22 protein-coding genes are annotated in these 23281 nt (G+C 61.2%); 8 read left to right on the top strand and 14 right to left on the bottom strand.

Annotation, left to right across the window (positions count from 1 at the left end):
* Nucleotides 1–5 precede the first annotated feature (5 nt).
* From JFT85_RS20720 to JFT85_RS20710, 3 genes are read right to left on the bottom strand one after another with little or no spacing between them, the layout of a single operon-like run.
* A complete protein-coding gene (locus tag JFT85_RS20720; protein ID WP_201230354.1) occupies nt 6–1469 on the bottom strand; it encodes an N-acyl-D-amino-acid deacylase family protein in 1464 nt (487 codons plus the stop codon).
* A 1-nt stretch (nt 1470) separates the two neighbouring features.
* Nucleotides 1471–2331 (bottom strand): MurR/RpiR family transcriptional regulator, encoded by an 861-nt coding sequence (locus tag JFT85_RS20715; protein WP_069553094.1) that lies wholly within the window; start codon nt 2329–2331, stop codon nt 1471–1473.
* 12 nt (nt 2332–2343) lie between these two features.
* The gene (locus JFT85_RS20710) at nt 2344–3693 is read right to left on the bottom strand and encodes a GntT/GntP/DsdX family permease (protein WP_069553107.1); all 1350 of its coding nucleotides are present in this window, start codon (nt 3691–3693) and stop codon (nt 2344–2346) included.
* A 248-nt stretch (nt 3694–3941) separates the two neighbouring features.
* Here JFT85_RS20710 and JFT85_RS20705 point away from each other — a divergent pair, with 248 nt between their 5' ends.
* The gene (locus JFT85_RS20705) at nt 3942–4334 is read left to right on the top strand and encodes a lysozyme inhibitor LprI family protein (RefSeq protein WP_069553095.1); all 393 of its coding nucleotides are present in this window, start codon (nt 3942–3944) and stop codon (nt 4332–4334) included.
* 69 nt (nt 4335–4403) lie between these two features.
* Here JFT85_RS20705 and JFT85_RS20700 read toward each other — a convergent pair whose 3' ends face one another.
* The 5 genes from JFT85_RS20700 to JFT85_RS20680 all read right to left on the bottom strand — a co-directional run bounded on the left by JFT85_RS20700 (nt 4404) and on the right by JFT85_RS20680 (nt 9459).
* Complete coding sequence (locus JFT85_RS20700; RefSeq protein WP_053257961.1) at nt 4404–5849, bottom strand: SulP family inorganic anion transporter; 1446 nt, start codon at nt 5847–5849, stop codon at nt 4404–4406.
* 206 nt (nt 5850–6055) lie between these two features.
* On the bottom strand, nt 6056–6949 hold the full coding sequence (locus JFT85_RS20695) for an NAD-dependent epimerase/dehydratase family protein (protein WP_053257962.1): 894 nt from the start codon (nt 6947–6949) through the stop codon (nt 6056–6058).
* A gap of 103 nt (nt 6950–7052) precedes the next feature.
* Nucleotides 7053–7949 carry a LysR family transcriptional regulator gene (locus JFT85_RS20690; RefSeq protein ID WP_053257963.1) on the bottom strand — a complete coding sequence of 299 codons (897 nt, stop codon included), beginning with the start codon at nt 7947–7949 and terminating at the stop codon, nt 7053–7055.
* A gap of 30 nt (nt 7950–7979) precedes the next feature.
* A complete protein-coding gene (locus JFT85_RS20685; RefSeq protein ID WP_053257964.1) occupies nt 7980–8570 on the bottom strand; it encodes an NAD(P)H-dependent oxidoreductase in 591 nt (196 codons plus the stop codon).
* Nucleotides 8571–8694: 124 nt separating this feature from the next.
* Nucleotides 8695–9459, bottom strand: a complete 765-nt coding sequence (locus JFT85_RS20680; protein WP_201230353.1) for a sulfite exporter TauE/SafE family protein — start codon at nt 9457–9459, stop codon at nt 8695–8697.
* A 188-nt stretch (nt 9460–9647) separates the two neighbouring features.
* Here JFT85_RS20680 and JFT85_RS20675 point away from each other — a divergent pair, with 188 nt between their 5' ends.
* Nucleotides 9648–10544 carry a LysR substrate-binding domain-containing protein gene (locus JFT85_RS20675; protein WP_069553097.1) on the top strand — a complete coding sequence of 299 codons (897 nt, stop codon included), beginning with the start codon at nt 9648–9650 and terminating at the stop codon, nt 10542–10544.
* On the opposite strand, the gene JFT85_RS20670 is transcribed toward JFT85_RS20675, so the two are convergent.
* Both JFT85_RS20670 and kynU read right to left on the bottom strand, forming a co-directional pair.
* Complete coding sequence (locus JFT85_RS20670; RefSeq protein WP_169875658.1) at nt 10490–11896, bottom strand: amino acid permease; 1407 nt, start codon at nt 11894–11896, stop codon at nt 10490–10492. The genes JFT85_RS20675 and JFT85_RS20670 overlap by 55 nt on opposite strands.
* Nucleotides 11897–12058: 162 nt before the next feature.
* Nucleotides 12059–13309, bottom strand: a complete 1251-nt coding sequence (kynU, locus tag JFT85_RS20665; RefSeq protein WP_053257968.1) for a kynureninase — start codon at nt 13307–13309, stop codon at nt 12059–12061.
* A 144-nt stretch (nt 13310–13453) separates the two neighbouring features.
* On the opposite strand from kynU, the gene JFT85_RS20660 reads away from it, so the two are divergent.
* Nucleotides 13454–13927 (top strand): Lrp/AsnC family transcriptional regulator, encoded by a 474-nt coding sequence (locus tag JFT85_RS20660; RefSeq protein ID WP_003176072.1) that lies wholly within the window; start codon nt 13454–13456, stop codon nt 13925–13927.
* 127 nt (nt 13928–14054) lie between these two features.
* Here JFT85_RS20660 and catA read toward each other — a convergent pair whose 3' ends face one another.
* Genes catA through JFT85_RS20645 form a run of 3 tightly spaced genes read right to left on the bottom strand, consistent with a single transcriptional unit; the run spans nt 14055 to nt 16456 of the window.
* Nucleotides 14055–14984 carry a catechol 1,2-dioxygenase gene (gene catA, locus JFT85_RS20655; protein ID WP_053257969.1) on the bottom strand — a complete coding sequence of 310 codons (930 nt, stop codon included), beginning with the start codon at nt 14982–14984 and terminating at the stop codon, nt 14055–14057.
* A gap of 41 nt (nt 14985–15025) precedes the next feature.
* The gene (catC, locus tag JFT85_RS20650) at nt 15026–15316 is read right to left on the bottom strand and encodes a muconolactone Delta-isomerase (protein ID WP_053257970.1); all 291 of its coding nucleotides are present in this window, start codon (nt 15314–15316) and stop codon (nt 15026–15028) included.
* Between the two features lie 12 nt (nt 15317–15328).
* A complete protein-coding gene (locus tag JFT85_RS20645; RefSeq protein ID WP_201230352.1) occupies nt 15329–16456 on the bottom strand; it encodes a muconate cycloisomerase family protein in 1128 nt (375 codons plus the stop codon).
* 114 nt (nt 16457–16570) lie between these two features.
* On the opposite strand from JFT85_RS20645, the gene JFT85_RS20640 reads away from it, so the two are divergent.
* Nucleotides 16571–17446 carry a LysR family transcriptional regulator gene (locus tag JFT85_RS20640; protein ID WP_053257972.1) on the top strand — a complete coding sequence of 292 codons (876 nt, stop codon included), beginning with the start codon at nt 16571–16573 and terminating at the stop codon, nt 17444–17446.
* 133 nt (nt 17447–17579) lie between these two features.
* On the opposite strand, the gene JFT85_RS20635 is transcribed toward JFT85_RS20640, so the two are convergent.
* Entirely contained in the window at nt 17580–18572 is a 993-nt protein-coding gene (locus JFT85_RS20635; protein WP_053257973.1) for an AraC family transcriptional regulator, read from the bottom strand.
* Between the two features lie 313 nt (nt 18573–18885).
* On the opposite strand from JFT85_RS20635, the gene antA reads away from it, so the two are divergent.
* The 4 genes from antA to JFT85_RS20615 all read left to right on the top strand — a co-directional run bounded on the left by antA (nt 18886) and on the right by JFT85_RS20615 (nt 23270).
* Nucleotides 18886–20277 carry an anthranilate 1,2-dioxygenase large subunit gene (antA, locus tag JFT85_RS20630; RefSeq protein WP_069553100.1) on the top strand — a complete coding sequence of 464 codons (1392 nt, stop codon included), beginning with the start codon at nt 18886–18888 and terminating at the stop codon, nt 20275–20277.
* Entirely contained in the window at nt 20277–20768 is a 492-nt protein-coding gene (gene antB, locus JFT85_RS20625; protein WP_053257975.1) for an anthranilate 1,2-dioxygenase small subunit, read from the top strand. Before antA ends, antB begins: the two co-directional genes overlap by 1 nt.
* 18 nt (nt 20769–20786) lie before the next feature.
* Nucleotides 20787–21794: an anthranilate 1,2-dioxygenase electron transfer component AntC gene (antC, locus tag JFT85_RS20620; protein ID WP_053257976.1), complete on the top strand. Its 1008-nt coding sequence runs from the start codon at nt 20787–20789 to the stop codon at nt 21792–21794.
* A 72-nt stretch (nt 21795–21866) separates the two neighbouring features.
* Nucleotides 21867–23270, top strand: a complete 1404-nt coding sequence (locus JFT85_RS20615) for an amino acid permease (protein WP_053257977.1) — start codon at nt 21867–21869, stop codon at nt 23268–23270.
* Nucleotides 23271–23281 lie beyond the last annotated feature (11 nt).

Genomic DNA, 23281 nt, shown 5'->3' with positions numbered 1-23281 from the left:
CCCCACTATAGAGACGAAAAACCACCGCGCAAATCCCCATTGCGTGCCAGAAACCGCCCTGGTCGCTGACCATTGGCCTGGCCATCGCGGTAGCTCAACACCCCGTTTACCCACACGCCATCAATGCCCTCAGCCGCGCGTTGCGGCGCGTTGAAGTCCGCCACATCCCGCACCCGCAACGGGTCGAACAACACCAGATCAGCCCAGTAGCCTTCACGAATTTCGCCGCGCTCAGCCAAACCAAAACGCGCTGCCGACAACCCCGTCATCTTGTGCACCGCCGTGTGCAACGGGAACAGCCCTACGTCGCGGCTGAAATGCCCCAGCACCCGCGGAAACGCGCCCCACAAACGCGGGTGAGGAAACGGGTCTTCAGGCAAACCGTCAGACCCCACCATCGACAGCGGATGCGCCAGGATACGTCGCACATCCGCCTCATCCATCCCGTAGTACACCGCCCCCGCCGGTTGCAGACGACGTGCCGCGTCCATCAGCGACACGTCCCACTCGGCAGCGATCGCCTGCAAGTCGCGCCCACCCACGTCCGGGTGCGGCGTGGACCAGGTGATGGTGATACGAAAGGCATCGGTGACCTGCTTGAGGTCCAGCGTCGAAGAGCTGGCCGCATAGGGATAACAGTCACACCCCACCGGGTGATTGTTCGCTGCGGCTTCCAGCGATGCCAACAGCTGCGGACTGCGCCCCCAGTTCCCCGCGCCCGCACATTTCAGGTGGGAAATAATCACCGGCACCTGGGCATGTCGGCCGATCAGAAACGCCTCGTCCATCGCCTCCAGCACCGGTTCGAATTCGCTGCGCAAATGGGTGGTGTACACCGCACCGAAGGCCGTCAGTTCTTCACTGAGTTGCAGCACTTCATCGGTCTCGGCATTGAATGCGCTGGCGTAGGCCAGGCCTGTGGATAAACCCAGCGCACCGGCCTCCAGGCTTTGCTGCAATTGCGTGCGCATGGCGGCAATTTCATCGGGCGTGGCGGTGCGGTGCAGGTCGTCCATATGGTTACTGCGCAGGGCCGTATGGCCGATCAGCGCGGCGACATTGACCGCCGGATGCGCGCTTTCCACGGCCGCACGGTAATCGGCAAACCGCGGATAAACGAACGCCTCACGCGAACCCAGCAGGTTCATCGGGTCCGGCGGGTCGCTGCGCAAATTGACCGGCGACGCGCTGATGCCACAGTTGCCGACAATCACCGTGGTCACACCCTGGCTGAGCTTGGGCAACATCTGCGGGTGACGGATCACCACCGTGTCATCGTGGGTGTGCACATCGATAAAGCCCGGCGCCAACACCCGGCCATTGGCCGCGATTGTGTGCTCGGCCTGCGCGCTCGACAGGTCGCCAATCGTTGCGATCCGCCCTGCCCGTACACCGACATCCGCGACATACCCCGGGGAGTTGCTGCCATCTATGATCAGCGCCTGGCGAATCAGCGTGTCGTACTTCATATCAATCTCCAAGCGGCAGGCTATCGGGGCCGCCGCGATAGTCGTCCAGGGCCAGCTTGATCCGGCGCAGGCGTTCCTGGTTGGCGTCCGGCATGGCCAGCGCCAGCTCGGTGGCGAGCACGTCGATGGCCAACAGCATGCCGTAGCGTGCGGCGGTGGGCTTGTAGATAAAACTGGTTTCGGCCGGCTGCAAGGGCAGCAACACGTCTGCCAGTTGGGCCAGCGGTGAGTCGGCCAGGGTGATGGCGACGATGCGCGCATCGTAGTTGCGCGCCAGCCTCACCACGTCCAACAACTCAGGCGTGAGGCCCGTCAACGAACACACGATCAGCGCATGCTCCGGCCCCAACGTCGCCGCCGTGACACGCATCATCACCGGGTCATGGCTGGAGGAAATCGCGTACCCCAAACGCACCAGGCGCACCTGCAACTCGTCGCTGCACAGGCTTGATGGGCCGCCCATACCGAAGGCGTGGATCATCCGCGCCTTGCCAAGCAGATTGACCGCATCGACAAAACTCGCCTGGTGGAAACCCGACAAATGCTGACGCAACGTCGCTTCGATATCGCCGAGAATCTGCCGATGAAACGCCGACTGTTCCGGCAACCCCGCCGGGTCCAGAAAGCGGCTGCCCACGCCACTGGCCTGCGCCAATTGCAGGCGCAAATCCCGCAGATCGCGGCACCCCACACTGCGCGCAAACCTCGACAAGGTTGCCGTGCTGACCTCGGCCCGTTGCGACAACGCTTCCAGGCTGGCCGACGCGGCAAACCCCACGTCATCGAGCATCAGCTTGGCGATACGCCCTTCGCCGGCGCTGAAGGATTCCTGGCGAGCACGAATCTGGTAGAGGATGTCCATGGGGTCTCCGAATTACAGGATGCAGGACAGACCGTACGTCAGACCGAAGGCGACCACCGAAATCAGGGTCTCCAGCACGGTCCAGGTCTTGAAGGTCTGGATCACTGTCATATTGAAGTATTCCTTGATCAGCCAGAAGCCGCCGTCGTTGACGTGGGAAAAGATCACCGAACCCGCTCCGGTGGCCAGCACCAGCAATTCGGGGTGTGGATAACCCAGGCCCAGCGCAACGGGCGCGACCACACCGGACGCCGTCGTCATGGCCACAGTGGCCGAGCCCGTGGCGATCCGCATCAGTGCGGCGAACAACCACCCCATCACCAGGGGCGACAAATGGAAAGCATGGGCCAAGCCGAGAATCTCGTTGGTCACGCCCGCGTCCACCAGGATACGGTTCAAGCCGCCGCCCGCGCCGACCAGCAAGGTGATGCTGGCGGTTGGCGCCAGGCATTCATTGGTGAACTTGAGGATCGCCTCGCGGTTAAAGCCCTGGGCCAGCCCCAAGGTCCAGAAGCTCACCAAGGTCGCCACCAGCAGCGCAATCACCGAGTTACCGATAAACAGCAGGAACTGGTTGAAACCGGTCCCCGGTGTCGAAATCACGTTGGCCCAGCCGCCGATCATCATCAGCACCACCGGCAACAGGATGGTGCCCATGGTCAGCGTAAAGCTCGGCAACCGGGTGCGCGGCTCTCGCTCGATAAACTGGCGCTCCAACGGGTTCTGCGCCGGCAGGTGAATGCGCGGCACGATGAACTTGGCGTACAGCGGGCCGGCGATAATCGCCGTAGGGATCCCCACCAAAATCGCATACAGCACGGTCTGCCCCACCGACGCGTTGTACGCCAGCACCGCCATCATCGCCGCCGGGTGCGGTGGCACCAGCGCATGCACCACCGACAAACCGGCGACCATCGGCAAGCCGACCATCAGGATCGACACGCCGACACGCCGCGCCACGGTAAAGGCGATCGGCACCAGCAACACAAAACCGACCTCGAAAAACAGCGGCAGCCCCACCAGGAACGCGATGCACACCATCGCCCAGTGCGCATTGCGCTCGCCGAAACGGTTGATCAACGTGCGCGCCACCTGCTCGGCACCACCGGATTCGGCCATCATCTTGCCGAGCATGGTGCCCAACGCGACCACCAGAGCGATATGCCCCAACGTCTTACCGACACCCGCCTCGTAGGAACCCATGATGGTATCGGCGGGCATCCCGGCCATCAGCGCCAGGCCGATAGACACCAGGGTGATGACGATAAACGGGTTAAGCCGGTAACGTGCAATCAGCACGATCAATGCAATGATGGCGATGGCAGCGTATGCCAACAGCCCCAAGCCCAGTGGTGCGGCCATGCGGTACTCCTCGGAAAGGGTCACGTCGAATTGGTTGTGAAACTCATAAATCATTACCGAGGAGTATTTTCAATTTTTATGAAAGTAATTTTCGCCCACAGATAAGCGCTGTCGCTTGGGGACATGCCCCAAGCCGGCGCATGAAAATTCGGAGGGTGTTCTTACATGAAGTTTTTTGCGGCGCGCAAACTCAACGACCAGGGCCGAGTCTCAGATGGCGGCCTCAACTACGATCAGGAATCTCCACAATGAATCGCAAGACCCTGCGTGTTCCCTTCGTCGCCAGCGCGCTGTTGCTGGCCCTGTGCGGCAGCGCCTCGGCCGCCGACAACGCGGCTTTGAAGAAATGCATGGACGGCGCCAACACCACTGCCGACATGGTCAGTTGCAACGCCAAGGAAGCCAAAGTGCAGGACGAGCGCCTGAACAAGGCGTACAAAACCGCCCTCGCCGCCCAGGAAGGCGCACGCAAGCAGCAACTGCAGGATGTTCAGCGCCTGTGGATCAAATACCGCGACGCCAATTGCAGCTTCGCAGGCAGTGCCACCGGCGGCACCATCGACCAGGTCAATGGCTCCGGCTGCCTGCTGGACATGACCCAGACCCGCGCCCAGGAACTCGAAGACCTGGTGGGGCCGTGATCGCGCTGTGAGCCGGCTGGCGCGCGAAAACCAGTAACGATGACCCGGCCCCGCTGACACCCAGCCCGATCAGTCGTGATGAACCTTCGCGCGCTTGAGCAGCTTCTTGCAGCGCTCCGACAAGTGCAGCACCCGCAGATGTTTGCCGGCCTTGCTGTAACGCTCACGCAGGGTCATCAATGCGGCAATCGCTGAGTAGTCGACAAAGCTCAGGTGACGGCAATCAAGCGTTACCTGTGCCGGGTCATTGGCCGGGTCGAACTGATTCAAAAACGGCGTAGTCGAGGCAAAAAACAGCGTGCCGTGCAGGCGATAGAGCTTGCTGCCGTCGACTTCCAGATGTTCATCGGCATACAACTCACGCGCCTGTTGCCAGGCAAAGTTGAGTGCCGCAATCACAATGCCGCACAGTACGGCCGTGGCCAGGTCGGTAAACACGGTAATCACCGTCACCGCGAGAATCACCAACACGTCGTTGAACGGCACCTTGTTGATCACCCGCAGCGACGCCCAGGCGAAGGTCTGCTGGGACACCACAAACATCACCCCCACCAGCGCCGCCAGCGGGATACGCTCGATCAGCGGCGACAGAAACAGAATGAACAACAGGATCATCACCCCGGCAAACACCCCGGAGAAACGCCCGCGCCCGCCGGAGCTGAGGTTGATCACGGTTTGCCCGATCATCGCGCAACCGCCCATGCCGCCGAACAGGCCCGAAACCATATTCGCCGCGCCCAGGGCCACACTTTCGCGGTCGGGGTAGCCACGGGTCTCGGTAATTTCGTCGGTGAGGTTGAGGGTGAGCAAGGTTTCCAGCAGGCCGACCATGGCCATCAGGAACGCGTAGGGCGCGATGATCGTGAGGGTGTCCAGGGTCCAGGGAATCTGCGGCAACGCGAAGGTCGGCAGGCCACCGGCAATGTGGGCCATGTCGCCGAGGGTGCGAGTCGGCAGGCCGAGCAGGTACACCGCCAGGCCGACGCCGAGGATCGCCACCAGCGCAGGCGGCACGGCGCGGGTCAGGCGCGGCAACAGGTAGACAATTGCCATAGTCAGCACAACCAGGCCCGTCATCACATACAACGGCGTGCCGCTGAGCCAATGTTCACCGCTCTTGAAATGCTCCAGTTGTGCCAGCGCAATAATGATCGCCAGGCCGTTAACGAACCCGAGCATCACCGAGTGCGGCACCATGCGCACCAGTTTGCCCAGGCGCAACAGGCCGAACGCAACCATGATCAGCCCGCCCAGCAGCACCGTCGCCAGCAAATACTCCACGCCGTGCTGCACCACCAGCGCGACGATGACCACCGCCATCGAACCTGCCGCGCCCGAGACCATGCCAGGGCGGCCGCCGAACAACGCGGTGAGGGTGCAAATGATGAAGGCGCCGTAGAGCCCCATCAGCGGGTTAAGGTGCGCGACCAACGCAAAGGCGATGCATTCGGGCAGCAGTGCAAAAGACGTGGTCAGGCCGGCCAGGGCATCGGCGCGCAGACGGGTGAGTTTCATGGGGTACCAGGGCATTGCGGGGGATTAGGCGGGGAATGGTACGGAATTGCGGCGGGTGGGGCCAGTGAAGTGTCAGGTCAGGTAGACCGAGTGGCCCCTATCGCAGGCAAGCCAGCGCCCACTTTGACCGCGTGTTGCTTGAACGACTCGGTCGATGTGGGAGCCGGGCTTGCCCGCGATGGCCGCACTCCGGTGTTAAGCGAACATCACACCATTTCGTGGCGAATCCACTCCACCACCGACGTACGCGTCGGCGCCCAGCCCAGTTGTTCACGGGCATGCTTGCCACGCACGCGGCTGTTGGAACCCAGGCCGTAGTTGGCCATTTCATAGCCCCATTCGGCTTGCGCGTCAGCCAACGGCCAATCCTGCGGCGCGCCCAGCTGCAGCGCTTGAGCAATCGCGGTGGTCATGTCGACAAACGACGCCTCGCCACTTTCCACAAAGTAGAACGTGCCCGGAATGTTTTTCGTCAGCGCCAGAAGGTAGAGCGCAACCACGTCTTCAATATGCACGTTGGACCAGATGTTCTGCCCGGTGCCCACATGGCGCACCACGCCGCTCTTGCGCGCCTGCTTGAGCAGTCGCGGCAATTGCACGCTGTCCCGCTTCACGCCCAGGCTGTGGCCATAAATCAGGGTGTTGCAAATCACCGCCGAATTCACGCCGTCCTTGGCCGCGGCCAGGATCAGGTTATCGATGGCTACGCGAGCGGCCTTGTCGACGGTCGGCTCCGGCAGGTTGTCTTCACGGTAGATGACAGCGCTGGCCTTACCGCCCGACGCATCACCGACGATGCTCGAACCGCTGGTGTGCAGGAACACCTTGTTCGAGCCTTTCAAGGCGGCCAGCAAGGTTTCCACGGCTGCACGATGATCGCTGCTCGCGGCGTTGATCACCGCATCGGCTTTCTGCGCTTGCTCGGTCAACACCGCGGCGTCATCAAGGGTGCCGATCACTGCGGTGATGCCCAGGCGAGTCATCTCAGCGGCTTGTTCGGCGCTGCGTACCAGGCCGGTGACGTGGTGCCCGGCGTTGGCCAGGCCGGTTGCAATGGAGCCACCGATAAAACCTGCGGCGCCGGTAACGAATACGTGCATGGAGAGTGCTCCTGACTGGGTAAGTGATGCCCCCAGTATCAAGCCTGCATTCGCGTCGAATAAGGCCCTGTCGCCCAATTCAATCTTGCGCTGCGGTCACGAATCAGCAGGCATACCGCGCCAGCTTGGCCTGAATGAAGTCCAGAAAGCACTGGATGCGCAACGCCAACTGCGAGTTGCGGTAGAACACCGCGTGGATCGGCTGGCGATAGCCACTGTTGAACGCTTCCAGCAGCGGCACCAGGCGCCCGGCGTTGATGTCTTCGACCGTCATGAAGTTCGACAGGCAGCAAATGCCCTGCCCTTCCAGTGCCAACTGGCGCAAGGTCTCGCCGCTGGACGCCGCAATGCCGGGCTGGATCAGCCATCGATCACCTTCCACGTGGCGCAATGGCCAATGGTTGAGCGTTTCTGTCTGCGTGAAGCCCATCAACGTGTGATCCGCCAACGCCGCGACCGTGCTGGGCGTGCCGTATTGCTTGAGGTATTCGGGGCTGGCCAGGATATGCAGCGGTGTGCAGCCAAGGGCGCGTGCATGCAAGGTGGAATCGGCCAGGACACCGATGCGAATGGCAATGTCGGTGCTCTGCTCGAGCAGGTCGATGATCAGGTCATCGCTGTTCAGCTCCAGCTGGATATCCGGGTACAAACGGCGAAACTCGGCGATGTATGGCACGATCCCGTGCAGCATGAACGGCACGGCGGCGTTGATGCGCAGGCGCCCCGCCGGTTTCTTCTGGCGCGACGACAGGCGTTCTTCCAGGTCATCCATCTGCGCCAGAATCACCTTGGCCTGCTCAAAGAAGTACTTGCCCTCTTCGGTCAGGTCCATGCGCCGCGTGGTGCGGTTGATCAGCGTGGTGTCGAGCTTGGCCTCCAGGCGCGACAAGGTGCGGCTGACCGCCGACGGCGTCTGCCCGACCTGCTCCGCCGCAGCCGAAATCGAGCCGCACTCAATCACGCTGACGAAGATCTGTAGCTCATCGGATCGGGCTTTCACAGGCAGTCCTCTTTATCGGTTAACCGCAGCTTACACCGAGAGGTTGAACACCTGCGCCAGATGCTGCTCGTAGCGCGCCACGTCGACCTCGATGGCCGGGCGTTTCATCACGTCCACGCAGAGGAAGGTCGGCAGGCCGGTCATGCCGAGAAACTCATTGGCCTTGTGGAACGGGAAGTACACCGCGTCCACGCCCTTGGCTTCGAAGAAATCAGTCGGGTCGTCGAAGGCTTGCTGCGGCGCGTTCCAGGTCAGCGACAGCATGTACTGTTTGCCCTGGATCAGGCCGCCGCTGCCGTATTTCTGCGAGGTATCGGAACGGGTCCGGCCGTCGCTGGCGTACAGGCTGCCGTGGCCTTCGGTGAAGACTTCGTCGAGGTACTTCTTGACGATCCACGGCGCACCCATCCACCAGCCGGGCATCTGGTAGATGATCACGTCGGCCCAGAGGAATTTGGCGACCTCTTCGGCGACGTCGTAGCCTTCGTCGATATGCGTGACTTGGACGTCGAGGCCACCACGGTCGAGAACGGCCACGGCAGTCTCATGCAGCGTGGTGTTATAGCGACCATCGGAGTGGGCGAATTTCTTGCCGCCGTTCAGCAGGAGGACGTTTTTCATGGGAGGGAATCCAGAGGGTTAACAATGTCTGCCGGCAGGCTATCGACATTGCACCCTCGGAATAAGCCGCGGCGCCGCAAAATACATTTGACCAAAATGCACGAATTTCAGGAGCACTTTTGACTTAGCCACTGATCAATAAATGACCACCCAGTAAGGCCATGCCGATAAAAAATACCCGTTTGAACAGCACCGCGCTGATGCGCCGGCGCAGCGCCTGGCCCAGCCACATGCCCAACAGGGCGGGCACCAGCGCCAGCAGCGAGGCGTTTATTTCGCCGCCGCCCAAGGTGCCGCGCCAGGCTAACCCTGCGGCCAGCGCCAGTGTAGAAACGGTGAACGACAACCCCAAGGCCTGTACCAACTGATCGCGGTTCAAGCCCAAGGCTTGCAGGTACGGCACGGCTGGAATCACGAACACACCCGTGGCCGAAGTGATGAGGCCGGTGATCAGCCCGCACACCGGACCCAACCAGCGTTCGGCTGCCGGCTTCACCGTGAACGTGGGCAACAGCAACCCGCTCAGCGCGTACACCAGCAGGGCGCCGCCCAACGCGCGCACCACCCAATGCCCGCCGTCCATGCCCAGCCAGACGGTGCCGAGCCCGGTGCCGAGGAAAATCAGCAACAGCATCGGCCACAGGCGCTTGAGCAATGCGCTCAGGTGGCCACCGAATGCCAGTTGCCAGAGGTTTGTCACCGTTGAAGGAATGATCAGTAACGCGGCAGCCTGCACCGGGAGCATAGCCAGGCCGAGCATGCCCATGGCGACCGTGGGCAGGCCCAGGCCGATGATCCCTTTGACCGTGCCGGCCAGCAGGAAGGTGCCAATCACCAGCAGTGTCAAGGCGGGGCCGAGGTTTTGGTAGAACGCGAGGAAGGTATTCATGGGCCGAGTGTGGGGCTTTTCAATGGGCGCTGAAATTCGCCATATACTGAGGCAGCCTCTTGTTTTGCATGAGGCTTAGATGGCCATCGCCGGCAAGCCAGCGCCCACCGTTACGCTACTCACACCTCAAAATGTGCGAGCGGGCTTGCCCGCGATGGGGCCAGCCCAGTCACAGGAAATTTCCAGCCATGCACTTTGACCTGATCGACCTGCGCCTCTACCTGCACACCCTCGACACCGGCAACATCACCGCAGGCGCCAGCCGCAGCCATTTATCCCTGGCCGCCGCCAGCGCACGCATTCGCGCGATGGAGGCGTCACTGGGCATTGAGTTGCTCGAACGCGGCCGCCGTGGCGTTACACCCACCGCCGCCGGCAACGCGCTGGCCCGGCACGCGCGCTTGCTGCTGCAACAAGCCGAACACCTGCAACAGGAACTGGCGGAATACGCCAAGGGTGTCAAAGGCCAGGTGCGCCTGCTGTGCAACACCACCGCCCTCAGCGAATACCTGCCGGAACTGCTCGCGGATTTTTTGTGCGAGCACCCCAACCTCGATATCGAGTTGCAGGAACTGCCGAGCCTGCGCATCACCCAGGCCTTGCGCCAAGGCACGGCGGACTTGGGGATTATTTCCGACGCCGTCGACACCCACGGCTTGCAGACCGCGCCCTTTCGCGACGACCCGCTGGTGCTGATCATGCCTCTGGAGCATCCGCTGGCGACCGGTTCGGTGAGTTTTATCGACAGCCTGCAACACGACTATGTAGGCCTGGCCGCCAACAGTGCGCTGGCGGTGTACCTGGAAGAACAGGCGCTGCACAGCGGCTTTCGCCTGCAAACTCGCATTCGCGCCGAGGGTTTTGATGGGGTCATGCGCATGGTCGCCCGGGGCGCGGGCCTGGGGATTGTGCCCCAAGCGGCATTGGAACGCTGGCCACTGGAGCGCCCGATCAAGGCCCAACCTCTGCGAGAGGATTGGGCCCGACGCACGCTGCTGTTATGCGCGCGTTCGTTCGAACAATTGCCCGGTTATGCCAAGGCCTTGTTCGACGCCTTGGCCCTGCCCTTGCGGAAAAACCCGTAATACACCGCCGACAGAATCAGCAGGAACGGCACGCCGAACACCAGGGTCATCTTGAACGCCTCGGTGAAATACGTGGTGATCATCACCGCGCCCATCAGCACCAGGCCCAGCAGCGTGCTGTAGGGGAACAGGCGCAGTTGGAACGACAGCTGTGCGCCGCCGTGACGCTTGCGATAGCGGCGGAAAAAAAAGTGCGTGAGGAAGATCATGAACCAGGTGAAGATCGCGCCAAACATTGAGATCGCCATCATCAAGGTGAACGAACTTTCCGGGTACACCACGTTCAGCAGCGTCGCCAGGGCAATGCCCGAACTGGACAGCAGCAAGGCGTTCAACGGAATCCCGCTCTTGCTCAAGGCGCCCATGGACCTGGGCGCAAAGCCTGCGCGAGACAGGCTGAACATCATGCGCGTGGTGATGTAGAGCTGGCTGTTCATCGCCGACAGCGCCGCGATCAGAATCACGAAATTCATCACCCCAGTGGCACCGGGAATGCCGATGGTCTGCATCACCGTTACGAACGGGCTCTGGGTCTGCCCGGACTGGTTCCACGGCACGATGGCCAGCATCAGCGCCAGGGTCAGCAGGTAGAACACCACCAGACGCACGATGGTCGCGCGAAAGGCTTTCTTCACCGCCTGTTCCGGGTCGGCCGCTTCACCGGCGGCCACCGCGATCATCTCCACGCTCAGGTAGCTGAAGATCGACACGATCACCGCGATCCACATGCCGCTCAAGCCATGCGGAAAAAAGCCGCCGTGGGCCGTGTAGTTCTGCACCCCGTATTGCGGGTTGCCGGAGCCGAACACCACGTACACCGCAAGGATGATGAAGCCGACAATGGCGCTGATCTTGATCGTCGAGAACCAGTATTCAAAATTACCGAAGGTCTTCACGCTGATCGCATTGAGCAGAATCAACACACTGGAAAACGACACGATCCACACCCACTCCGGAACGTTGGCGAACCAGTACTTCATGTACATCGCCACCGCCGTGACCTCCGCGCCGACCGCCAGCACAATCGCCGCCCAGTACGCGTAACGCACCAGAAAACCGGCCAAGGGGCTGATATAGAACTCGGCATACGCGCCAAAGGAGCCTGAGGTGGAATGCGCCACCGTCATCTCCGCCAGGCAGCCCATCAGCAGTAAGGTAATCAGCGCGCCGATGGCGTAGCTCACCAGCACGCTGGGCCCGGCATAGCCGATGGCATAGGCACTGCCCATAAACAGCCCGGTGCCGATGGCGCCACCGATGGCGATCATGCTCATCTGGCCGGAAGTCAGCTGACGCCTCAGGCCCAGTTCGCGATGGGTGATCTCTGCAAAGCCGTTGTCTGGCGTGGTCACGTGGTGTGCCCCTTTATTATTGTGATTGCACGGTTTGGATATAGACACAGATCCACTGTGGGAGCGGGCTTGCTCGCGAAGGCGGTGGGTCAGTTACAGAATATGTTTCTGATACACCGCTTTCGCGAGCAAGCCCGCTCCCACATTGGTCTTGCAGTGTTCTTAGGTGACGCTGTTGCGCACTTTGAATTGCGGCTGGTCCCAGGTGTGGTTGTCGAGGATGTCGCCGAGGATTTCCACCGCATCCCACACCTCGGTAAAGCTTGTGTACAGCGGGGTGAAACCAAAGCGCATGATGCGCGGCTCGCGGTAATCGCCGATCACGCCACGGGCGATCAGGGCTTGAATCACCGCGTAACCTTCCGGGTGTTCGAAGCTCACATGGCTGCCGCGCTGGGCGTGCTCACGCGGGGTGATCAGCACCAAACCATGGGCAGCGCAACGGGCCTCCACCAAGGCGATAAACAGGTCAGTCAGCGCCAGGGACTTGCTGCGCAGGCTGGCCATATCGGTTTGGGCAAAAATCTCCAGGCCGCATTCGACCATCGCCAATGAGGTGATCGGCTGCGTGCCGCACAGGTAACGGGCGATGCCGCTGCTTGGGGCATATTGAGCCTCCATGGCGAATTGCCGGGTATGCCCGAACCAGCCCGACAACGGCTGGCGTACCACGTCCACCAACGTCGGGTTGACCCACACAAATGCCTGGGAGCCCGGCCCGCCATTGAGGTATTTGTAGGTGCAGCCAATCGCGTAATCGGTACCGGCCTTATGCAGGTCGATGGGCACCGCACCCGCCGAATGGGCCAGGTCCCAGATGCTCAGCGCGCCGCACTCGTGGCTCAACGCAGTGAGCGCCTGCATGTCGTACATGTAGCCGGTCTTGTAATTGACGTGGGTGAGCATCACCACCGCGACGTCCTGGTCGATGGCCTGCGGCAGCTCGTCCGGGCGGTTGACCAGTCGCAGCGAATAACCCTGTTGCAGCAGCTCGGCCAGGCCTTCGGCGATGTACAGGTCGGTGGGGAAATTGCTCGCCTCGCTGACAATCACCTTGCGCGCCGGCGCGCGTTGGCGCTGCACGCTCAACGCGGCGCTGAGCACCTTGAACAGATTGATGGACGTGGTATCCGTAATCACCACTTCGTCGTCGCGGGCACCGATCAGCGGCGCCAGGCGGTTGCCCAGGCGCTGCGACAACGCTGCCCAGCCGGCGCTGTTCCAACTGCGAATCAGGCCATTGCCCCACTCCTCTGCAATCACCGCCTGCGCCCGCGCCAAGGCCGCCACCGGGCGCGCACCGAGGGAGTTGCCGTCGAGGTAGATGACGCCCTCGGGCAGGGCGAACTGGCGACGCAGTGGCGCCAACGGGTCCTGGGCGTCGAGGGCTTGGCAGTGGCTTCGAGTGGTCATGGTCTGTCCTGATTCTTATAAGTGACGATGGACAAAATAATGAACGAAACTTTAGAGAATTTTCGTGCAAAGTGGCGGGCAACAGGCTAATTAAGCTGTAGGAAATTCGAATTTAACTCCAAAACACGCGGATTTATTCTAAGCATGATTCTTGACGCCACCGACCTGCGCCTCCTGCATTTTCTGCAACAGGACGGCCGTATCAGTAACCAGGAACTGGCGGAAAAAGTCGCCCTGTCGCCTTCCGCCTGCCTGCGTCGCTTGCGCCTGCTGGAGAGCGAGGGAATCATCAGCGGCTACCGCGCGGTGTTGAATGCCGAGCAACTGGGAATCGAGCTGGAAGCCATCGTCCACCTGTCATTACGCCAGGATGTGGAGGATTGGCATGAGACGTTTATCAAGAAGGTGCAAGGCTGGCCGGAGGTGGCCAGTGCGTATGTGATTACCGGGGCCAGCAACTATGTGTTGCGGGTGCAGGCACGCAACCTCAAGCACTTTTCGGACTTTATCGTGAACCACCTGAACCGCACGGCCGGGGTGATGGATATTCGCTCGGAGATTGTGTTGCAGAAGATCAAGGATCGGGATGAGGTGCTGGACTTAGTCGTACGCAAATAACCAGAACACCACAGAACCCATGTGGGAGCGGGCTTGCTCGCGAAGGCGGTGTGCCAGTCAATACATGTGCTGGCTGATCCATCGCATTCGCGAGCAAGCCCGCTCCCACATTTTTAAACCGCGTTAATCAGTCTTCGAGGGCGCGCACGCGCTGCATGCGTTTCTGCTCCTGCGGTGCGCCGGACGATTGCAGCGCAAAATCAAAATCAATCTGCGCAAACCGCCCTTCCACGCCAAACTCGCGCGCCAGTTGCCGGTCGTCACTGAAGCGAATCTCGGCGATCAATTCATCGCGCGTCGCATAGGCAAAATCATCATGCAGGTACGGGTCATCCGACAGGTTGATCTGCGTGGTCAAATGCCGATGCCCCGGCGCCGAAATGAAGAAGTGAATATGCGCCGGCCGCTGCCCATGACGCCCCAGTTGATCGAGCAACTGCTGGGTCGGCCCGGTCGGCGGGCAGCCATACCCTGACGGCACGATGCTGCGAAACCGGTAGTTGCCCTGGGCATCGGTCTCGATACGCCGGCGCAGGTTGAACTCGGATTGCGTCGGGTCAAACCACGAATACGTGCCGCCGGTATTGGCCTGCCACACATCGACAATCGCCCCGGCCAACGGCGTGCCGTCGGTGTCGCGTACTTGCCCACGCATAAACAGCGGCACCGCGTCGTCCTTGCCATCGTCCAACCGCGCCTCGTACTTGGACAGCGGCGCCCCGGCCACATACAGCGGGCCTTCAATGGTGCGCGGGGTGCCACCGGATTTGCCGGCCGCTTCGTCGGCGGCGTCCATCAGCAGGTCCAGGTAATGCTCCAGGCCCAACCCGGCAGCAAGCAAACCGGCTTCCTGGTTCTTGCCCAATTCGTTGAGGTAATTGACCGCTTTCCAAAACTCTTCCGGGGTCACCTCCAGGTCTTCGATGATGTTCACCGTGTCGCGCAGGATCCGGTAAACCAACGCCTTGGTGCGCGGGTTGCCGCCGTCGTTGAGGCTGCCGCTGGCTTCTTCGAGAAACTGTTGGGCGTGGGCAGTCTGGGAAAGTCGGATGGTCATGGTGCAATCCTCATCTTGTCATTATTGGGTGCAAAACAGGCTCAGCGGTCGTCTTCACGGATCGACGAAGGGTGCCGGCACAGGGCGTTAATTTCGATGGTCATATAGGGGAACAGCGGCAGTTGCATCAGCAGGTCGTGCAGTGCCTGGACGCTGTCGACATCGAACACGCTGTAGTTGGCGTAATGCCCGGCGATGCGCCACAGGTGGCGCCATTTGCCCTCCTGTTGCAGGCGCTGCGCCAGGGCCTTCTCGTCGGCTTTCAGGGCCGCCGCGCGTTCGGGGTTGAGGTCGATGGGCAGGTTCACGGTCATTTTTACGTGGAACAACATGGCAGGCGCCTCTTAGTGTTTGTCACGACGGAAGAACGCCAGACGCTCTTCATCAATAGTCAGGCCCAGGCCCGGTAAGCGCGACACATGCAGCTGGAAATCGCGGTACGCCAGCGGCTCGCTGAGGATGTCTTCGGTCAGCAGCAGTGGGCCGAACAGTTCGGTGTCCCACGCCAGCGTGTTCAAGGTGAGGAAGGCATGCGCCGAGGCCAGGGTGCCGATGCCGCCTTCAAGCATGGTGCCGCCGTAGAGGCCGATGCCCGCCGCGTCGGCAATCGCGGCGGTGCGCAATACCGCGCGCGGGCCGCCATTTTTGGCAATCTTGAGCGCGAACACCGAGGCCGCGCCTTCGCGGGCCAGGTTGAAGGCGTCTTCCACACATTCAATCGATTCGTCCGCCATGATCGGCGCCGGGCTCGACAGGTTCAGCCGTGCCATGCCACTGCGGTTATTGCGTGAGATCGGTTGTTCAATCAGGTCGATGCCGTTATCACCGAGCACTTTGCACGCACGCAGGGCCACGGCTTCGTCCCACGCCTGATTGACGTCAACGCGCACACTGGCGCGCTCGCCCAGGGCCTTTTTGATCGCGATGACGTGGGCCAGGTCGCGGCCGACTTCACCGGCGCCAATCTTCAATTTGAAGATACGGTGACGGCGCAGGTCGAGCATCTTTTCGGCCTCGGCAATGTCCTGTTCGGTGTTGCCGCTGGCCAGCGTCCAGGCCACCGGCAAGGCGTCGCGCACGCGGCCGCCGAGCAGTTCGCTGACCGGCAGGTGGCGGCGTTTGCCGAGGGCGTCAAGCAAGGCGCTTTCGACGCCGGACTTGGCAAACGTATTGCCGCGAATGCTACGCTCCAGGCGCAACATGGCAGCATTGATATTGCTCGCGTCCTGGCCAATCAACAGCGGCGCGAAGTGCCGATCGATATTGATCTTGATGCTGTCGGGGCTTTCATTGCCGTAGCTCAGGCCGCCGATGGTGGTGGACTCGCCGATACCTTCGATGCCGTCGGCGCAACGCACGCGGATAATCACCAGGGTTTGGTTTTGCATCGTGTGCATCGCCAGCTTGTGCGGGCGGATGGTCGGGAGGTCGACGATGATGGTCTCGATCGACTCGATGGCGCAAATCGGCATGGCTATACCCGTTGGGTTCTTTATAGGTTTGAGCCGATTCTGTGCCGTATTTTTGCTGGCTTCCAATATAGAATGGGTCTCGCACAATACCTTCAAGGTATGAAAGGAGCCGTGATGGAACTGCGTCATCTGCGCTATTTCCAGGTGCTGGGTGAAACCCTCAACTTCACCCGCGCCGCCGAACGCCTGCACATCGCCCAGCCGCCGTTGAGCCGGCAGATCCAGCAATTGGAAGATGAATTGGGGGTGATTTTGCTGGAACGCGGCCGACCGCTGCGGCTGACCGAGGCCGGGCGGTTTTTCTATGAGCACGCCAATGTGCTGCTGGAACAACTGGGCAAGGTCTGCGACAACACCCGGCGCATCGGCCAGGGCGAGAAGACCTGGCTGGGCATCGGCTTCGCGCCATCGACGTTGTACGGCGTGCTGCCGGAGTTGATTCGACGGCTGCGCAACCATGAAGCGCTGGAGCTGGAATTGGGGCTCTCGGAGATGACCACCTTGCAGCAGGTCGAAGCGCTCAAGGCCGGGCGTATCGACGTGGGCTTCGGGCGTATTCGCATCGACGACCCGGCCATCGTCCAGCGCGTGCTGGTTGAGGACCGACTGGTGGCGGTGCTGCCGGCCGGCCACCGGTTGCTCGGTGCCCCCGCCAGCCTCGCCCAGTTGGCCGCCGAACCCTTTGTGCTCTACCCCGGCAACCCGCGCCCCAGCTATGCCGACCATGTGATTGCGCTGTTCGACGCCCACGGCTTGAGCCTCCAGGTGGCGCAGTGGACCAACGAGTTGCAGACCGCTATCGGGCTGGTCGGCGCGGGCATGGGCGTGACCCTGGTACCGGCCTCGGTGCAGGTGCTGCACCGCGCGGATATCGGCTACACGCCGATTGTGGAAACCACCGCGACCTCGCCGATCATTCTCAGCCGCCGGGTGAATGATCAGTCGCCGGGGCTGAGTCATTGCCTGCAATTGGTGGAAGAGCTGATCTGAGATCTCCCAAACACTGGATATCCAATGTGGGAGCTGGCTTGCCTGCGATAGCGGTGGATCAGTTGGCATCTTTGCTGATTGGCCCACCGCCATCGCAGGCAAGCCAGCTCCCACAGTTTGATCCTCATTGTCTTCAAAGGCTGCGCAGGCGCTTGCGCTGTAAGGTCTGGCTGGGCGACTCGTCAAACAGCTTGCGGTATTCCGCCGAGAACCGGCCCAAGTGCGTAAACCCCCACCCCAGGGCGATTTCGGAAATGGTACGCGTAGAGCCGTGTTCGAGGATGTCCTGGCGCACCGCGCCCAACCGGTGTTTCTTCAAGTACGCCATGGGCGACAAGGCAAAGTATTTGCGAAACGCATCGAACAACTTGAACCGCGATACCCCGGCAGCGGTTTCCAGGTCTTCCAGATGCACGGCTTCACGGGCGTTGTCGTGGATGTACTGCCGCGCGCGAATCAAGTAATGCGGCAGCTTCACGCCGAGTACGTCGCGCAGTTCTTCGGAGTAGTTGTTCGGCTGGGCGAGGATCAGGCCCTTGATCAGCGAGCTTTCCAGATCGCGGGTAAACGCCGCCTGCTCATACAACTCGCTGCTGCGTTCAAGCTCGGCGATGAAATACCGCGCCATGCGCCACCACGACGCCGAAGCACCGTCCACCGCATCCATCACCGACTCAAACCGCAGCGGCGCTTCAATCGGCCGTTGCAGCAAGCCCTCAAGGGATTCGCTCATCGCCGCGCGCGTAATGACCACCTGCAACTTGCGGCAATCACCGGAAATAGCCAGCACCTGATGCTCGTTGGGCGAAATGATCACCCCTTGATCGCAATTGGAGCTCAGGCTCAAACCGTTCTTGCTCAACTCCTGCTCGCCCACCAGCGGCAGGCTCAGGCTGTAACTGCTGAAATGCTCGGCGTCTTCGATGTCGATGGTCACATCAGTGCCGTATTCGATCACGCCCAAGGTGGTGGCGCGGGACTTGAACACATTGGCACTGTGGTGAAAGCGCAAGCGCTCGGGCGTCGCCGTCGCCAGGCGATGCGGCCCGCAGATGCCGGACATCCAGCTGCAGGCGCCCTCCAGGTCGAAGCGTTGAATATGGATATCGCGTGTATGGCTACTCATCAGGGTGCACCCACGGCGGTTAGGCTGTTGCGCGCTCTGGCGGCGCGTCGGTGTAGATCGACAGCAAGTTCCAAGCCACGCCGGCCGTCTTGCAACTGGCTGGATAGCAACCGTCGACTATGTGGATAACGGGCAGGCTTTTGCGCCGTTTGCCTTGCATGACAGTAGCGCATTGCACCGCCGCCCTGCACCGTTGTGAGTATTTGCTGCCCAATTTTCCGGCCCACCTTCCCCCATTAAGCGGATAGCCCGCGCACTGCCACGCTGCCTCTAATAAACCACCGATTAGCCCCTATCAAACAAGGTGCCTCCCATGAGTGGTGCAAGAAGCGTCGAGCAGTGGAAAGCGTTTATCGAAAGCTGCCTGGATTTTCGTCCGGCGGATGAAGTGTTCCGCATCGCCAGGGACATGTTCACCGAACCCGAACTGTTCGACCTGGAGATGGAACTGATCTTCGAAAAGAACTGGATCTACGCCTGCCACGAAAGCGAACTGGCCCATAACCACGACTTCGTGACAATGCGCGCCGGGCGCCAGCCGATGATCATCACCCGCGACGGCGAGGGCAAACTCAACGCATTGATCAACGCCTGCCAGCATCGCGGCACCACCCTCACGCGCGTCGGCAAGGGCAACCAATCCACCTTCACCTGCCCGTTCCACGCCTGGTGCTACAAAAGCGACGGCCGGCTGGTGAAGGTCAAGGCGCCGGGGGAATACCCGGAAGGCTTCGATAAAGCCACCCGCGGCCTGAAAAAGGCCCGCATCGACAGCTACAAGGGGTTTGTTTTCATCAGCCTGGACGTGAATGGCACAGACAGCCTCGAAGCGTTCCTCGGCGACGCCAAAGTGTTCTTCGACATGATGGTCGCGCAGTCAGCCACTGGTGAGCTGGAAGTGCTGCCGGGTAAATCCGCCTACACCTACGACGGCAACTGGAAGCTGCAGAACGAAAACGGCCTGGACGGTTATCACGTCAGCACCGTGCACTACAACTACGTGGCCACGGTGCAGCATCGCCAGCAGGTCAATACTGAAAACGGCACGGGCTCAGGCACCACGCTGGATTACAGCAAGCTCGGTGCCGGCGATGCGAATACCGATGACGGCTGGTTCGCCTTCAACAATGGCCACAGCCTGCTGTTCAGCGACATGCCCAACCCGACGGTGCGCTCCGGCTACGCCACGATCATGCCGCGCCTGGTGGAAGAACATGGCCAGCAAAAGGCCGAATGGATGATGCACCGCCTGCGCAACCTGAATATCTACCCGAGCCTGTTCTTCCTCGACCAGATCAGCTCGCAGCTGCGCATCATCCGCCCGGTGGCGTGGAACAAGACTGAAATTATCAGCCAATGCCTGGGCGTGAAGAACGAGTCCGACGCCGACCGCGAGAACCGCATTCGCCAGTTCGAGGATTTTTTCAACGTGTCCGGCATGGGCACGCCGGATGACCTGGTGGAGTTTCGCGAGGCCCAGCGCGGTTTCCAGGGCCGCCTGGAACGCTGGAGCGATATCTCGCGCGGCAGCCATCGCTGGGCAACCGGGCCTACGCCGAACAGCGAAGCCATTGGCATCCAACCGGCCATGACCGGAACCGAATTCACCCATGAAGGCTTGTACGTCAACCAGCACCGCAACTGGCAGCAGTTCCTGCTCAAGGGCCTGGACCTGCAAGCGCTGAAACTGCGGGAGGTGCAGTAATGAATGCGCAATTGCAGTACCAGATCGAGCAGTTTTTTTACCGTAAATCCGAACTGTGCGACGCCCAGGACTGGGACGCCTATGTGCAGCTGTTCGACCCGCAGAGTGAGTTCCACCTGCCGCAATGGGACTCGGAGCACGTCTACACCCGCGACCCCAAGCGCGAGATGTCGCTGATCTATTACGCCAACCGCTCGGGCCTTGAAGACCGCGTGTTCCGCCTGCGTACCGGCAAGGCGGCGTCGGCCACGCCCATGCCACGCACCTTGCACCTGATCAACAACGTGCGGATTGCCGAGCAGCCGGGCGGGTTACTGGAAGTGAAGCTGAACTGGCACACGCTGTTCTACCGACTGGCGACTTCGGAGCAGTTTTATGGGCCTGCCACGTATCACCTCAAACCCCATGGCGACAGCTGGCTGATCACCCGCAAACACGCGGTGCTGCTCAACGACACCATCAACTCGGTGCTGGATTTCTATCACCTCTAAAGCACCGGAGCACTGCAGATGAATCACAAAGTGGCCTTCAGTTTTGCCGACGGCAAGACCCTGTTTTTCCCGGTGGGCGCCGATGAAATCCTGTTGGACGCCGCACTGCGCAACGGCATAAAAATCCCCCTGGATTGCCGCGAAGGCGTGTGCGGCACGTGCCAGGGCCGTTGCGAGTCGGGTGATTACAGCCAGGATTATGTCGACGAAGAAGCGCTCTCCAGCCTCGACCTGCAACAGCGCAAAATGCTCAGTTGCCAGACACGGGTGCAATCCGACGCGACGTTTTACTTCGATTTTGATTCGAGCCTGTGCAACGCACCGGGCCCGGTACAGGTGCGTGGCACGGTGAGCGAGGTGCAGCAGATTTCGGCCAGCACGGCGATTTTGCACATTCAGTTAGAAGCCGCGCTGGACTTCCTGCCGGGCCAATACGCCCGTCTGTCGGTTCCTGGCACAGACAGCTGGCGCTCCTATTCCTTCGCCAATCGGCCGGGCAATCAATTGCAGTTCCTGGTCCGCCTGCTGCCGGATGGGGTGATGAGCAACTACCTGCGCGAGCGTTGCCAGGTCGGTGATGAAGTGCGGATGGAAGCACCATTGGGGGCGTTCTACCTCAGGCAGGTCCGCCAACCGCTGGTGCTGGTGGCGGGTGGCACCGGGTTATCGGCGCTGCTGGGCATGCTCGACGAATTGGCGGCGAATGGCTGCGCGCAGCCGGTGCACCTGTATTACGGCGTGCGCGGGGCCGAGGATTTATGCGAAGCCGCGCGCATTCATGCGTACGCCGCGAACATTGCGAATTTTCGCTACACCGAAGTGCTCAGCGATCCGTCGCCCGAGTGGTCGGGCAAGCGCGGCTACCTCACCGAACATTTCGATCTGGCCGAATTGCGGGACAGATCGGCCGATATGTACGTGTGCGGCCCCCCGCCAATGGTCGAGTCCATCCAACAATGGCTGGCGGATCAGGCACTTGATGGCGTTCAGCTGTATTACGAAAAGTTTACGCAGAGTAATATCTGACCCCTCAGCAGTTCTGGGGGGCGGGTGCGGCGTGCAATCAACCCTGAGAAAAACAAGTAGAAGGGAATGTTAATGGCGGATGACATGGTTAACCCGGTAGGCCTCAAGCGTGGCCTGAAGAACCGGCATATTCAGCTGATCGCCTTGGGAGGGGCGATTGGCACGGGCTTGTTCCTCGGCTCGGCCGGGGTGCTCAAGTCGGCGGGGCCGTCGATGATCCTGGGCTACGCGATCGCCGGGTTCATCGCGTTCCTGATCATGCGCCAGCTCGGCGAGATGATCGTCGAAGAACCGGTGGCCGGTTCCTTCAGCCACTTCGCGCACAAATACTGGGGCGGTTACGCAGGCTTCCTCGCGGGCTGGAACTACTGGGTACTTTACGTGCTGGTGGGCATGGCCGAACTGACGGCGGTGGGCAAGTACATCCAGTTCTGGTGGCCGGAGATTCCGACCTGGGTCAGCGCGCTGGTGTTCTTTGTCGCGGTGAACCTGATCAACACCCTGAACGTGAAGTTCTTCGGTGAAGCCGAGTTCTGGTTCGCGATCATCAAGGTGGTGGCGATTGTCGGCATGATCGTGCTCGGCTGCTACCTGCTGTTCAGCGGCACCGGCGGCCCGCAAGCCACGGTGAGCAACCTGTGGAGCCACGGCGGGTTCTTCCCGAATGGCGGCATGGGGTTGTTGATGTCCATGGCCTTTATCATGTTCTCGTTCGGTGGCCTGGAACTGGTAGGTATCACCGCCGCTGAAGCCAGCGAACCGCGCAAAGTGATCCCCAAAGCGATCAACCAGGTGGTGTACCGGATCCTGATTTTCTACGTCGGCGCGCTGACCGTCCTGCTGTCGTTGTACCCGTGGGACCAACTGCTGCAAACCCTCGGCGCGTCAGGCGATGCCTACAGCGGCAGCCCGTTTGTGCAGATCTTCTCGTTGATCGGTAACGACACCGCCGCGCACATCCTCAACTTCGTGGTGCTGACCGCGGCGCTGTCGGTGTACAACAGCGGCGTGTACTGCAACAGCCGCATGCTGTTCGGCCTGGCCGAGCAAGGCGATGCACCGAAATCGCTGATGAAGCTGAACAAACAAGGCGTGCCGATTCGGGCCCTGGCGATCTCGGCGTTGGTGACCATGCTGTGTGTGGTGGTCAACTACGTCGCGCCGCACAGTGCGCTGGAGTTGCTGTTCGCGCTGGTGGTTGCTTCGCTGATGATCAACTGGGCGCTGATCAGCCTCACCCATATCAAGTTCCGCAAGGCCATGGGCGAGCAAGGCGTGGTGCCGTCGTTCAAGACCTTCTGGTTCCCGTTCAGCAACTACCTGTGCCTGGCGTTCATGGTGATGATCATCAGCGTGATGCTGGCCATCCCGGGCATTCGCGAGTCGGTGTATGCGATGCCGATTTGGGTGGGGGTTATCTACATTGCCTACCGGATGCGGATCAAAAAGGGTAGCGCTGTAGTGAATGCACAGTGATCCCTGTGGGA

The organism is Pseudomonas sp. TH04 (assembly GCF_016651355.1).
Taxonomy (GTDB): Bacteria; Pseudomonadota; Gammaproteobacteria; order Pseudomonadales; family Pseudomonadaceae; genus Aquipseudomonas; species Aquipseudomonas fluorescens.
The sequence above is the reverse complement of the archived record's forward strand: the minus strand, read 5'-3'. Positions and strand labels throughout refer to the sequence as shown.

Excerpts from the sequence above, each read along its gene's own strand:
- JFT85_RS20640 (WP_053257972.1), top strand. The coding sequence starts at position 16,571 with ATGGAACTGCGTCATCTGCGCTATTTCCAGGTGCTGGGTGAAACCCTC.
- JFT85_RS20710 (WP_069553107.1), bottom strand. The coding sequence starts at position 3,693 with ATGGCCGCACCACTGGGCTTGGGGCTGTTGGCATACGCTGCCATCGCC.
- JFT85_RS20675 (WP_069553097.1), top strand. The coding sequence starts at position 9,648 with ATGCACTTTGACCTGATCGACCTGCGCCTCTACCTGCACACCCTCGAC.
- antB (WP_053257975.1), top strand. The coding sequence starts at position 20,277 with ATGAATGCGCAATTGCAGTACCAGATCGAGCAGTTTTTTTACCGTAAA.
- JFT85_RS20645 (WP_201230352.1), bottom strand. The coding sequence starts at position 16,456 with ATGCCGATTTGCGCCATCGAGTCGATCGAGACCATCATCGTCGACCTC.
- JFT85_RS20660 (WP_003176072.1), top strand. The coding sequence starts at position 13,454 with ATGATTCTTGACGCCACCGACCTGCGCCTCCTGCATTTTCTGCAACAG.
- JFT85_RS20680 (WP_201230353.1), bottom strand. The coding sequence starts at position 9,459 with ATGAATACCTTCCTCGCGTTCTACCAAAACCTCGGCCCCGCCTTGACA.
- JFT85_RS20635 (WP_053257973.1), bottom strand. The coding sequence starts at position 18,572 with ATGAGTAGCCATACACGCGATATCCATATTCAACGCTTCGACCTGGAG.
- catA (WP_053257969.1), bottom strand. The coding sequence starts at position 14,984 with ATGACCATCCGACTTTCCCAGACTGCCCACGCCCAACAGTTTCTCGAA.
- JFT85_RS20700 (WP_053257961.1), bottom strand. The coding sequence starts at position 5,849 with ATGAAACTCACCCGTCTGCGCGCCGATGCCCTGGCCGGCCTGACCACG.
- antC (WP_053257976.1), top strand. The coding sequence starts at position 20,787 with ATGAATCACAAAGTGGCCTTCAGTTTTGCCGACGGCAAGACCCTGTTT.
- JFT85_RS20720 (WP_201230354.1), bottom strand. The coding sequence starts at position 1,469 with ATGAAGTACGACACGCTGATTCGCCAGGCGCTGATCATAGATGGCAGC.
- JFT85_RS20705 (WP_069553095.1), top strand. The coding sequence starts at position 3,942 with ATGAATCGCAAGACCCTGCGTGTTCCCTTCGTCGCCAGCGCGCTGTTG.
- JFT85_RS20615 (WP_053257977.1), top strand. The coding sequence starts at position 21,867 with ATGGCGGATGACATGGTTAACCCGGTAGGCCTCAAGCGTGGCCTGAAG.
- kynU (WP_053257968.1), bottom strand. The coding sequence starts at position 13,309 with ATGACCACTCGAAGCCACTGCCAAGCCCTCGACGCCCAGGACCCGTTG.
- JFT85_RS20695 (WP_053257962.1), bottom strand. The coding sequence starts at position 6,949 with ATGCACGTATTCGTTACCGGCGCCGCAGGTTTTATCGGTGGCTCCATT.
- JFT85_RS20715 (WP_069553094.1), bottom strand. The coding sequence starts at position 2,331 with ATGGACATCCTCTACCAGATTCGTGCTCGCCAGGAATCCTTCAGCGCC.
- catC (WP_053257970.1), bottom strand. The coding sequence starts at position 15,316 with ATGTTGTTCCACGTAAAAATGACCGTGAACCTGCCCATCGACCTCAAC.
- antA (WP_069553100.1), top strand. The coding sequence starts at position 18,886 with ATGAGTGGTGCAAGAAGCGTCGAGCAGTGGAAAGCGTTTATCGAAAGC.
- JFT85_RS20685 (WP_053257964.1), bottom strand. The coding sequence starts at position 8,570 with ATGAAAAACGTCCTCCTGCTGAACGGCGGCAAGAAATTCGCCCACTCC.